Source organism: Herbaspirillum chlorophenolicum (genome assembly GCF_001189955.1).
Taxonomy (GTDB): domain Bacteria; phylum Pseudomonadota; class Gammaproteobacteria; order Burkholderiales; family Burkholderiaceae_D; genus Herbaspirillum; species Herbaspirillum chlorophenolicum.
The window spans coordinates 1-11,695 of record NZ_LFLT01000039.1; the positions used below are offsets into that span (position 1 = coordinate 1).

Below are 11,695 nucleotides of genomic sequence, written 5' to 3' on the forward strand. Positions count from 1 at the left end.
AATTTATATTCTGCTTCGTGGGGACTTCGCATGCCCCTACGATCTGATACCTGAGCAGATTCACCCGCGGCGGTTATCACTCTCCAGATTGGGGCGAAGGCCACGAATCTTCTCAGGTATCGATAATTACAAAGCCCCGACCGGCAACGGTTCGGGGCTTTCTTATTCCTGTATTTGGACAATCTCGGCCGTTTGAGTTGATGGAGATTTTGAAACTATCAGCCCTCAGTACTTGGGAATAAATGCAGAACCTTGATCCCATCTAACGTGCCAGTGCTTTGCAAAAGAGGCTGCCAATTCAGCATCGTTCCATATGACAAGCACATTTTCGCTATTCGCTTCGGCAGCGCCGGCAGTATAGTTAAAACTCCCATTTTGTACATGGCGACTGTCTACGACAATGTACTTGTCATGATGGAGGGCATACGCGCTATTCGTTCTTACGGGGATACCCGCGTTCGCCAAAAAACTCAATGCTGCGATACTTGATTTCCCCCGGTTTCTCTTGTCGTCCACAACCATGCGAACGTCCACGCCACGTTTTTCTGCAGAGACAAGAGCCGTGGCGATTTTTAGGGATGAGAACGAATAAGCCGCCAAGAGCAGCTCTTTCCGTGCGGATCCGATGACCTTGAGCACCAGCTCTTCCCCCCCGGCTTCCGGCGAAAAAGCGCTTTCTATTTGTGGCCCCTCCACTCCCGGCTTTGAACCCGGAACCGGTTCCGGTGGCATTGCGCAGGCATTTGCAGCCGCAATTAACGAGATAGCAAACAGTGCTTTCTTCATTGTTGAGTTCATGAATCTCTTTCCCTTCGGACGAGAGTTTCTGATCGATTGCGGATATCAGGTACCTCACCCATTCGAAGCACGACACACCCGGCAAGCGGCTTGGTAGCCCAAGGAACATTTGTTTCGACGTTCGCCTTTGCTGGCGAGACATGGCCGCATCGGAGGCCACCCGGAATCGCATCAGGATTTGGCATGCATGCCCGGCGCGCCTGTCACCCAGTCAAGAATTTCCGCTGCCAATGTACCGCTGGCGGCGCCGAAGGCATTGACGACTTCCGGTATCTTGGTTCCCGCAACCGGCTGGCTGACATTGAAACTGCGCACAGCAAGGATCCGGCGGCTGGCGGTATCGACCATGCGCGCATTGAATTGGATGATGACAACCGGTACCCCGTTGCGGTATTCCGTCTGGAAGGCAACCAGGTCGCCGCCGAGTTCCAGATCGGCCGCCACGTTGCTGTCGTCGGTCGACAGGTTGCGGATGCGGCCATCGGCGGAAAACGCCTGCAACAGCCGGTTGCGCAACAGGACAGGCGCCGGGTCGCTCCAGCGTGCGCCTTGATAAGACTGGATCAGGTCGCCTTCAGGCAAGACCAGGATTCGTTCGCTGTCGATGGCGCGGCCGCCATATGGTGTGATTATTTTCAGCGAACGCTGGCTGGCGGGCGCAACTGGAGTGCCGGCTGCGGGTTGGCCGGTGGCCAGGGCCGGCAAGCGGTAGATCGCTACCGGTTCGGACTTGGGCAGGATCGAGCATGCGGTGGTCAGGCTGAGCAGGCATGCCGCCGACAGGGTGCGAAAGGAGGGAAGGCTCATGGCTGGAATTCCTGGATTTTTTCTTTCCCGAGCAAATAGCCGCCGGGATTGTTTTCGAGTTTGCGGCTGATGGCCCGGACCGATGCCAGCGTGCTGCGCAATTCGGCGACCGCCGGGCCGATTTCGGCAAGGCCTTGCGCGCCGCTGTTGAGTGCGCCCTGGTTCTGGCTGAGCAGCTGTTCGATCTGTTTGCTGCTGGTCGCCAGCGATGCCATGGCTTGCTGCATGTTGTTCATGGCATCGGTCCCTTGATGCGACAGCAGGCGGTTCGCTTGCAGCATCGCGGCATTGGCTTGCTGCGACGCGTCGCCGATTTGCCGAACCAGTTCGCCCAGGCCATTGCTCTGGGCAGCCAGGCTGCTGGTCGCTTTCTCCAGATGCTGCAGGGTTTCACCGAAACGGCGGGCGTTGTCGGGGGCCAGGAACTGCTTGGCGTTGAGCAGCACGTCATTGACGTTGGTCATGACATCTTCGCCATTGGCCAGCAGTGCGCTCAGCGGCGAGGGCGTGGCGATGATGACCGGGTCGCTGTCGCCCTTGCCCTCCAGTTTGGGACTTTGCGGAGAGCCGTTGGTGAGCTGGATCAGGGAGGTTCCGGTGATGCCGGCAAGGGCGAGCTTGGCGCCGGTGTCCTGCTTGATGGGGACGTTGCCGACGATGCGGATACGCGCCAGCACTTTGCGCGGGTCTTGCGGATCGAGGGTCAGGGAGGAGACATCGCCGACCTTGATGCCGCTGTACTGGACCGGGCTGCCTTTGGAGAGGCCGCTGACGGCTTCATTGAAGACAATCGTGTAATAGCTGACGTTCTTGTCACCGCTGGATTTGTTGAGCCACAGGCAGAACAGCAAGGCTGCCGCGGCTACCAGAATGGTGAAGAGTCCAATGAGGACATGATGGGCGCGTGTTTCCATGGTCAGTGTGGTTCCTGCTGCGAAAGTGCGGCTTTGCTAAGAGCGGCTTTACTGGCTGCGCGGCCGCGTGGCCCTTGAAAATAGTCGTGTACCCAGGGATCCGGCGTTGCCGCCACCGTGTCGATATCGGCGACGACCAGTACCCGTTTGGCTGACAGTACCGCTACCCGGTCGCAGATTGCGTACAGTGTATCCAGATCGTGGGTCACCAGGAAGACGGTCAGCCCCAGCGCGTCGCGCAGGGTGACGATCAGGTTGTCGAAAGCGGCAGCGCCGATCGGGTCCAGGCCGGCGGTGGGTTCGTCGAGAAACAGGATGTCGGGGTCGAGCGCGAGGGCGCGTGCCAGCGCGGCCCGCTTGACCATGCCGCCCGACAGCGAGGCCGGATACTTGTTGCCAGCCTCCGGAGGAAGCCCGGCCAGCGCCAGTTTGATTGCCGCCAGGTGCTGCGCTTCCCTGGCTGCCAGGCCACCGTATTCGATGAGCGGCAAGGCGACGTTTTCCAGCACCGTGAGTGAAGAGAACAGGGCGCCGCGCTGAAACAGGACGCCGAAGCGGCGTTCGTAGCGGGAGCGTTCCTGCGGCGCCAGCGCGGACAGGTTCTGGCCGAAGACATGGACATTGCCGGCGGCCGGTTTCTGCAGGCCGACGATGCTGCGCAGGAGGACTGACTTGCCGGTGCCGGAGCCGCCGACGACACCCAGGATTTCTCCCTTCTTCACTTGCAGGTCAAGCTTGTCATGTACCGTTTGCTTGCCGAAGCGGTTGGTGAGTCCTTGCACATCGATCACCACGTCCGATGCCGTCCGGCTGTTATCCGGGGTCACCATCCCATCTCCATATAGAACAATGCCGCAACGGCGTCGAGCAGGATGACCAGGAAGATCGACTGCACCACGCTGGAGGTCGTATGCTGGCCGACCGATTGTGCGCTTCCGCTGACCTTGAAGCCTTCGAGGCAACCGATGAGCGCAATGACGAAAGCGAACAGCGGGGCCTTGCACATGCCAAGCCAGAAATGCCGGATGCCGACATCCTGCTGCAGCAAGGTCATGAACATGGTCGGGCTGATATCGAGCGTCAGTGCGCATACCATGGCGCCGCCGAGCAGGCCCGACATCATGGCAATGAACGTCAACGCCGGCATGGCAACCAGCAAGGCCAGCACGCGGGGCAGCACCAGCATTTGCAACGGGTCCAGGCCCAATGCGCGGATCGCGTCGATTTCTTCATTGGCCTTCATCGAGCCGATCTGCGCGGTGAAGGCGCTGGCCGTGCGTCCCGCCATCAGGATGGCGGTCAGCAGCACGGCGAATTCACGGAGGAACGAGAAGGCCACCAGGTCGACCGTATAGATGCTGGCGCCGAAATTGGCCAGCACCGTGGCGCCAAGAAAGGCAATCACCGCGCCCACCATGAAGGTGAGGAGGGCCACGATCGGTACGGCGTCCAGGCCGGTCTGTTCAATCTGGGCGACGGTCGCCGTAACGCGCCAGCGGGAAGGGCGCAACAGGCTGCCTGCCAAGGTTTGCAATGTGAGGCCGGTAAAGCCCAGCAAGGCCACCGTATTGGCGCGCAATCCAATCATGGCAACACCGATGCGCGCCAGCAGATCGGATATCCAGCCATGCTGTGCGGGCGGCGGCGCTGCCGACGTTTGCTCCAGCGCCTGCGCTACCGTGGCCAGCAAGGAACGCCATGCGGCGGGCAGGCCGCTCCCGTCTTGCGCCAGTTCGCGCGCACGCGGGGCGCCGAGCAGTTCGGCGAGCAGGACGGCGCCGGAGGTATCGAGCGCGGTGAGTTGTGCAAAGCTGATGTTGACCGGCGCCGACGGCGGCAGGCGCATTGCGGAAATTTGGTTCTGCAGCTTGCCGTAGTGAGGCAGGGTCCAGTCGCCGCCCGCATGCAGGTGTGGCGGATTCGATGTGGTGTCCAGATGCAGGGTAGCGGCCGTGTTCAATGTGTCACCCACGATGGAACGCACGCTTTTGTCGTCGTGGCCGGTTGTCCGGAACGTCAAGGTTCATCGAAGCTAGCGCAATATAGGTAGCCATGCTGAAAACGGTGTGATTGGTCAATGCAGATGATGGGGAGCAAGTTCGGGTCTATATTAAGTCATTCTCCTGTTTGTCGTAAGGGCGTTGCCTATGGCAAGTTCAATGACTGCACTTGCTGTCATCCGGGAATCCTGTTGATTCGCAGGGCGATGTTAAGACGCCGATGCGGCCGGGGAAAATTTCCGGGGCATAGAGATGGCTGAAGAGCTGTCGCCATCGATTTGACAAAAAAGGCTGTGAAAATGGCCGCATTTCTGCTTTACTGAGATCACGTCAATTGTTCCAGGCTTCGATCAGGAGATCCACCAAGTACGCCGATAAAAAAACTGCAGGAGTTTGCACCATGCGCCAGGCCACCATACCCAGCAAAAGAGTCATCTCATGAAGCAGCCCGCCACGCCCCCCGGCATCCGGCTTACCGGCGGCCTCAGCCGGCGCCATGTACTGATCGGCCTTGCCGCATTGATCGCAGAGGCCGGTTTCTGGAGCAATCCGCTGTTCAGCAATGCCCAGACTCCACCGGCGACCGGTGCCGCACCGCCGCCCTCCAGCCCCGAGGCAATCGCCTTTCTCGCATTTTCCAAGCACATTACCGGCCACGGTGACCTTCCTCTTGAAACGGCAAGCCGGATCGAGGCGGCGATGCGCAAGACGTATCCCGACTTCGCTGCGCAATGGCAGAAACTCGCCGCGTTGCCGGATGCAGGCCAGGAGCCGAAAGCATGGCTGGCCGCCGCCACCGACGCAGGGCTGCGCGATTTGGCGCTGGCGGTTGTCGCGGCCTGGTACACCGGCACCGTCGGCAAGGGGGCGCAAGCGGTGGTGGTGTCCTATGCCGAAGCGCTGATGTACCGTCCGGTCGCAGACGGCCAGACGGTGCCGACCTATTGCAATTACGGCCCGCTGTGGTGGACCAAGGCGCCGCCGGCAATCCGCGTCTCGGCGCCGGTTGCCTTGCCCGTCTCCACACCGGCTCCGGCTACGGTTGGCACTCCCGAACCCAAGGCGAAATCGCTATGAAACTACCCATATTTACTGCGGATGGCGATGCGACGGCCGATGTCGTGATTGTCGGTTCCGGCGTGGTCGGCGCCATGATTGCCGACCAGCTGGTGAGCCAGGGTTATTCCGTCCTGATGCTGGAGGCGGGCTTGCGCATCGAGCGCGCGCAAGCGGTGGAGAATTGGCGCAACATGCCTTTCGAAAACCGCGCCGGTTCGGACTTCCAGGGGCTGTATCCGCAGGCGCCGAACGCACCGGCGCCGCTGTATTTCCCCAAGAACGACTACATCGCCTTGTCCGGCCCGGACGGCAACGGTTTCCAGCAAGGTTATCTGCGCACCGTTGGCGGCACGACGTGGCACTGGGCGGCATCGTGCTGGCGCCATCTGCCGGTCGACCTGAAAATGAAGTCGACCTATGGCGTGGGCCGCGACTGGCCGATTTCATATGAGGAGCTGGAGCCCTACTACTGCCGCGCAGAGGAGGAGATGGGGGTGGCCGGCCCGAACGATCCGGGCATGCAATCGCCCAGCGAGCGCAGCAAGCCTTATCCGATGGACATGGTGCCGTGGGGGTATGGCGACAAGCGCTTTGCCGAAGTGGTGAACGCGCATGGCTACAACTCGGTGCCGATTCCGCAAGGCCGCAGTACGCGCCCCTGGCAAGGCCGTCCAACTTGTTGCGGCAATAACAACTGCCAGCCGATCTGCCCCATCGGCGCCATGTACAACGGCATTCACCACGTGCAGCGCGCCGAGATGAAAGGCGTCAAGGTGTTGCCCGAGGCCGTCGTGTTCAAGGTCGATAACGACCAGAACAATCGCATTACCGCAGTCTATTGGTACGACGCCGGCAAGAAGCCGCATAAAGCCACGGGCAAGGCGTTCGTGTTTGCTTGCAACGGCATTGAAACGCCGCGCCTGCTGCTGCTGGCGGCGAACGCGGCGAACCCGAACGGATTGGCCAATTCGTCGGACCAGGTCGGCCGCAACATGATGGACCACTCGGGTTTCCACTGCACCTTCCTCGCCAACGAACCGATCTGGACCGGCCGCGGGCCGGCGCAAAGCAGTTGCCTGGTCGGCCCACGCGATGGTGCGTTCCGTTCCGAGTATTCGTCGAACAAGATGATCCTCAATAACATCACCCGTGTGGGCCCGGCCACGCAGCAAGCCCTGAAGCTTGGTTTGGTGGGGCAGGAACTGGATGACGAAATCCGCCGCCGCGCGGCGTATGGCGTGGATCTGTCGATCAGCCTGGAGCCGCTGCCGGAAGCCCATAACCGTCTGACCCTCAGCAAGACCCGCAAGGACCCGCTCGGGCTGGCTTGCCCGGACATCTATTACGATGTCGGCGACTATGTGCGCAAAGGGGCGGAAGCCGCACACAAGCAGCTCCAGCATATCGGCCAATTGTTCGGCGCAGTGGAGTTCAACATCACCACCAGCCTCAATGCCAACAACCATGTGATGGGGGGCGTCATCATGGGGAGCAACCCAAAGGATTCGGTAGTCGACGGCAATTGCCGCGCGCACGACCATGCCAACCTGTGGTTGCCGGGCGGCGGCGCGATGCCGTCCGCCAGCGTCGTCAACAGCACGCTGAGCATGGCCGCACTGGGGCTGCGCGCGGCCGATGACATCGGCAAGATGCTGGCGAAAGGCTGACCATGAGAACCCACTCTATCGCTCGCCAGCCTGCGCAAGCATTATGGCGAATCGCAAGCGCATCCATGTTGGCGGGCATACTGCTTTATGCCGTTTGCAGCAGCGCGCATGCGCAAGACAAACCGCAGGAAACACCAGCCGTTTCCGCCAGTGCCGGCGATGCCACCCAGTCCGATATCGAAAGCGGCCGTTATCTGGCCATTGCCGCCGACTGCATGGCATGCCACACCGCGCCGTCCGGCAAACCTTATGCCGGTGGCTATGCGATCGAATCGCCGCTGGGCACGATCTACGCGACCAACATCACGCCCTCCAAGACAGCCGGTATCGGCAACTACACCGAGCAGCAGTTTGCGCGCGCCTTGCGTGAAGGCGTGCGTGCCGACGGCAGCCATCTGTATCCGGCCATGCCTTATACCAGCTACGCCATGCTGACCGACGGCGATGTGCACAAGCTGTACAGCTATTTCATGCATGCGGTGGAAGCGGTCGACGAACCGCCTGCCAACCAGACCAAGCTGCCGTTTCCGTTCAATGTGCGGATGTCGATGCTGGGGTGGAATGCGATCTTCCTCGACAACAAGCGTTTCGTTCCGGATGCTTCCCAGTCGCAGCAAATCAATCGCGGAAAATATCTGGCCGATGGCCTGGCGCATTGCAGTACCTGCCATACGCCGCGTAATTTCCTGATGGGGGAGAAAGGCGGCGCGGCCCTGGCCGGCGCCCCGCTTGGGCCGTGGCATGCGCCGAACATTACCTCGGATGCCGTCAGCGGCATCGGTGGCTGGAGCGATGCCGAACTGGTGCAATACCTGAAAACCGGCCGCGCCGAAGGCAAGGGGCAGGCTGGCGGTGCGATGGCGGAAGCGGTGACCAACAGCTTCCAGCATCTGCGCGACGATGACATCGCCGCTATCGTTGCGTATCTGCGCACGGTGCCGCCGGTGCGCGATAGCGCCCAGCAAAAACCGGCATACAGCTATGGCAAGGCCGCCAGCGCCGAGTCCACGCTACGCGGCATGGCTGGCCCGAACGAGCACAACAGCCTTAACAGCGGCGCCGTATTGTTCAGCGGTTATTGCGCCAGCTGCCACTCTGCATCAGGCAGCGGCAGCAACGGCCAGAGCTATCCATCGCTGTTCAATAACACCACCACCGGTTCCCGCAATCCGGCCAATCTGGTGGCGGCGATCCTGTATGGGGTGGAGCGCAAGGTCGGCGACCAGGAAATTCTGATGCCGCGCTTTGATGCGTATTCCTATGTGAACCCGCTGACCGACCGGCAGATCGCGCTGATCGCCAATTACGTACTGGAGCAATACGGCAATCCGGATGTACAGGTCACGGAAGCCTATGTGGCGCAGGCCCGCAGTGGCGGGGAGCAGCCGGCCCTGGCGAAATTGCAGCCGTATATGGCGCCGGCCATCGGTGCCGTTGTGGTGCTGTTGCTGCTGATCGTCCTGGCGGTCATCATTGCGCGCCGACGCCGCCGGCCTGAACCTTAAGTGATGGAGCCGCAACCTTTATTCCTGTTGCCGGTGAGGTCGCTGGTACATTGAAAAAAACCGCCTTCGGGCGGTTTTTTTTTCTGCGGTAATTGGCAATGGAGAATTACCCCATGATGTAATTCACATCCAGACGTTTTCCATTTTTCAGGTTGTACATCCCGTCATCCGCTTTCGACAGCAAATCTTCAATGGATTCGCCATCGTCCGGATATTGTGCGTGGCCCATGCTGGCATCTATGGTCAGCATCTTCCCGGCAATGAGAAACGGACTGGAAAAAGACTTGGCGACCTTGTCGCAGATCGTGGAAATATCCTGCGATGTCAGGACTTCCGCAACGACGACAAACTCATCGCCGCCCATCCGCGCGACCGTGTCGTGATGGCGCAGATTCTCGGAAAGTCGCAAAGCGATCTGGTTCAGCAGAAGATCCCCGGCTGCATGGCCGAACTTGTCATTGACCATCTTGAAACAGTCGAGGTCGAGAAAGAGCACGACAAAACACCCCTGTTCCCTTTGCGCTTTGGCGATGGCCTGGTTAATGCGGTCCTCCAGCAATAACCGGTTGGGAAGCCCGGTCAGCCAGTCATAGAGCGCGAGCTTTTTCAGTTCTTCATTGCTTGCCGCCGATTGCGCCAGCCTGGCCGACAGGTCATTGCGTTCTCTCGTGATACGGACCAGCCTGATGCAGGCGATACCCAGGAACACAGTCACAAGCCCGAGACTACTCAAATATGCAATTAGATTGTTATCCATCCCAAACATAAAAGATCGCACTTTCTTTCATTCCAACGCAGATGAAGCCTTTGCCGTAGATGTTTTTGATTTCGAATGTCGAATGACTGAGCTGGTTTAGTTTTTTCCTGATCCGATAGATGATGGTGTCGATCCGATGCGGATCAAAAATATCCGCCGCCATATTGAGCGCATGTAAAAGGCTCTCGGAGCTCACCGGGAAATGCGGACTCAAAAACAAGGTGGCCAATACAGCGCATTCCCTGTCACTGAGCGTGATGCGCTCGTTTCCGGGGCTGATCAGGGTACCGTTGCGTCGATGCAAGCGCCACGACTCGGCCGTGTTGAGGGCGGAGTCGGGCAAGATATGCAGCCGGCGCAAGAACGAACGAATCGTTGCAAGAAAAACGGAATCCTTGATCGGCTTGTAGAGGAAATAGTCCGCACCGTCATGCAATGCCCTGGCATGAGCTGTTTCGTCAACATTCTCAGCGATCACCACGATCCCCAGCGTGGGAAATTTCTGCCGCAAATTGGCGATCAGCGGCAGGAACTCGCCCATGACTCGGGAAGCCTCAATGACTATGATTGATGGCTTTTTTTTTGAATCTCAACATCCAATTGAGAAACAGAGGAGACCGATCTCATGGGAAGCCCCATGGGATGAAGAGCTTTTCGTATGCTCGCTGATCCCTCGTTCGAATGCTCTACGATTAAGACGGCCACGTCGATTCACATCCCCCAAATCGAAATACGCAGTTACTGGCGCTCTTACCGGATGAGCTTTAACTATTGATTACGTTATACATTCTTTTTGTCGGGGAGATATTCACAAAAAATCTCGACAAAATTTTCTTTGGGAAATATTGGAGGCGGCATTTGGAATGCTGCCATCCCGCGATATCCCGTTTTCAGATTGGTTGGCTTCAGGGGCACTCCAATCCCGCAAGCGAGATAGCCTCAAGCGGATTCCTTGATCTGAATCTGAAAGCGACGGGATATCAAGCGTCCCATGAGCATGTCGCGGCATTGGAGCGGCAATGGAAAGTGGGACGGGACCGGGGCGCTGCGAGCAACTTAACCGGCGCGAGAGATGGAGCCGCGCGATGCTGCAAATAGTGCGGGCGGCAGGTATGAGGGGATGGTTTGATGCGACGATACTGTCGATCCTCGCATCAAACTGCAAACATCAATTCACAGGATTGCTCAACGATTGGCCCGCCTCCGGCCCGATGTGCCTTCCCGCTCTTGCGGCGGCACGTCATCTTGCACGCGTTTCCTTCGATACATCTCTCCATCCGCCGTCGACAGCAATCCCTTGATCGTGCTCCCGTGTTCGGGATAGACGGCCAGGCCGATGCTGGCGCTGATGGCGAATGGCGTGTGTTCCAGCAGGAAAGGGCGGTCGAATGAGCGTTCGATCTTGTCCAGGAGCGCCGCGCCATCGTCAGGATGGCCGATGGCGGCAATGACTACGAACTCATCGCCGCCGATGCGCGCCACCATCCCCTGGTCCTGCATGACCTGCCGCAGACGTTCTCCGACCAGGACCAGCAACTGGTCGCCGGCATGGTGGCCCATGGTGTCGTTGACCGTCTTGAATTCGTCCAGGTCCATAAACAGCGCCACGAAATGGCTTTGGCTTGCCTTTGCGTGCGCAATCGCTTTCTTCATCTGCTCATCAAGCAGGGTGCGGTTGGGCAGGCCGGTCAAGTGGTCGTACTGAGCGGCTTTCTTTAAACGGACAATCTCGCCGCGGGCGGCATCAAGTTCGATGCAGGCAGCACGCCACAGCTTGCGCATGCCCAGCAGGCGCCGCCACGTCGCGAGCCAAAAGACCACCGCACCGGCAAGTGCAGCCAGGCATGGGAGAAAAATATCGTTCGTTTCAAACATGGGCATTGGCCTTTGCAAAACCAGGTGTCGCCGCAAGGGCGGCGCCTGGCCGGCGGTCTGAGTCGGTGACGTCAGGTAGCGATGGGGAGGATGCCGGCAGCCAAGGCTAGTCCTTGAGACGTTGCAGGATTCCCTGTTGCGTCGATAGTCAAGCAATGCCCGTACGAGAGGGCATACGGGCGACACCGTTTTCATTTTTCATCGACGGTAGCGGCAACGCCGGGCTTGCCGTTCGGAAATGGAGATGTCTGGCGCGAATATAGCAGCCAATGGCGGGAGGCATGTGCGGGTGGTCAGGTTTGGTCAGGCTTTG

General features: G+C 59.4%; 11 protein-coding genes. 3 read left to right on the forward strand and 8 right to left on the reverse strand.

Going from position 1 to position 11,695, the window contains the following annotated elements; all coding sequences use genetic code 11:
• Nucleotides 1–225: 225 nt before the first annotated feature.
• The 5 genes from AKL28_RS18825 to AKL28_RS18845 all read right to left on the reverse strand — a co-directional run bounded on the left by AKL28_RS18825 (nucleotide 226) and on the right by AKL28_RS18845 (nucleotide 4,539).
• On the reverse strand, nucleotides 226–798 hold the full coding sequence (locus tag AKL28_RS18825) for a phospholipase D family nuclease (protein WP_156226405.1): 573 nt from the start codon (nucleotides 796–798) through the stop codon (nucleotides 226–228).
• A gap of 171 nt (nucleotides 799–969) precedes the next feature.
• Nucleotides 970–1,605: an ABC-type transport auxiliary lipoprotein family protein gene (locus tag AKL28_RS18830; protein WP_050469699.1), complete on the reverse strand. Its 636-nt coding sequence runs from the start codon at nucleotides 1,603–1,605 to the stop codon at nucleotides 970–972.
• Nucleotides 1,602–2,519, reverse strand: coding sequence for an MlaD family protein (locus AKL28_RS18835; RefSeq protein WP_050469700.1), 918 nt, complete (start codon nucleotides 2,517–2,519; stop codon nucleotides 1,602–1,604). Before AKL28_RS18835 ends, AKL28_RS18830 begins: the two co-directional genes overlap by 4 nt.
• Nucleotides 2,520–2,521: 2 nt before the next feature.
• Nucleotides 2,522–3,349 (reverse strand): ABC transporter ATP-binding protein, encoded by an 828-nt coding sequence (locus AKL28_RS18840; RefSeq protein ID WP_050469701.1) that lies wholly within the window; start codon nucleotides 3,347–3,349, stop codon nucleotides 2,522–2,524.
• Nucleotides 3,343–4,539, reverse strand: a complete 1,197-nt coding sequence (locus AKL28_RS18845; protein WP_439950946.1) for an MlaE family ABC transporter permease — start codon at nucleotides 4,537–4,539, stop codon at nucleotides 3,343–3,345. Before AKL28_RS18845 ends, AKL28_RS18840 begins: the two co-directional genes overlap by 7 nt.
• A gap of 418 nt (nucleotides 4,540–4,957) precedes the next feature.
• On the opposite strand from AKL28_RS18845, the gene AKL28_RS18850 reads away from it, so the two are divergent.
• From AKL28_RS18850 to AKL28_RS18860, 3 genes are all read left to right on the forward strand, one after another.
• Nucleotides 4,958–5,596 (forward strand): sugar dehydrogenase complex small subunit, encoded by a 639-nt coding sequence (locus AKL28_RS18850; protein ID WP_050469702.1) that lies wholly within the window; start codon nucleotides 4,958–4,960, stop codon nucleotides 5,594–5,596.
• Complete coding sequence (locus AKL28_RS18855) at nucleotides 5,593–7,245, forward strand: GMC family oxidoreductase (protein WP_050469703.1); 1,653 nt, start codon at nucleotides 5,593–5,595, stop codon at nucleotides 7,243–7,245. Before AKL28_RS18850 ends, AKL28_RS18855 begins: the two co-directional genes overlap by 4 nt.
• A 65-nt stretch (nucleotides 7,246–7,310) precedes the next feature.
• On the forward strand, nucleotides 7,311–8,750 hold the full coding sequence (locus AKL28_RS18860; RefSeq protein ID WP_050469704.1) for a c-type cytochrome: 1,440 nt from the start codon (nucleotides 7,311–7,313) through the stop codon (nucleotides 8,748–8,750).
• Nucleotides 8,751–8,856: 106 nt separating this feature from the next.
• Here the strand turns inward: AKL28_RS18860 and AKL28_RS18865 are convergent, their stop codons facing one another.
• From AKL28_RS18865 to AKL28_RS18875, 3 genes are all read right to left on the reverse strand, one after another.
• Nucleotides 8,857–9,459 carry a GGDEF domain-containing protein gene (locus tag AKL28_RS18865; RefSeq protein ID WP_231602507.1) on the reverse strand — a complete coding sequence of 201 codons (603 nt, stop codon included), beginning with the start codon at nucleotides 9,457–9,459 and terminating at the stop codon, nucleotides 8,857–8,859.
• Nucleotides 9,460–9,499: 40 nt separating this feature from the next.
• Complete coding sequence (locus tag AKL28_RS18870; RefSeq protein ID WP_050469706.1) at nucleotides 9,500–10,048, reverse strand: response regulator transcription factor; 549 nt, start codon at nucleotides 10,046–10,048, stop codon at nucleotides 9,500–9,502.
• A gap of 644 nt (nucleotides 10,049–10,692) precedes the next feature.
• Complete coding sequence (locus tag AKL28_RS18875; RefSeq protein ID WP_169801856.1) at nucleotides 10,693–11,418, reverse strand: GGDEF domain-containing protein; 726 nt, start codon at nucleotides 11,416–11,418, stop codon at nucleotides 10,693–10,695.
• Between the last annotated feature and the right edge of the window lie 277 nt (nucleotides 11,419–11,695).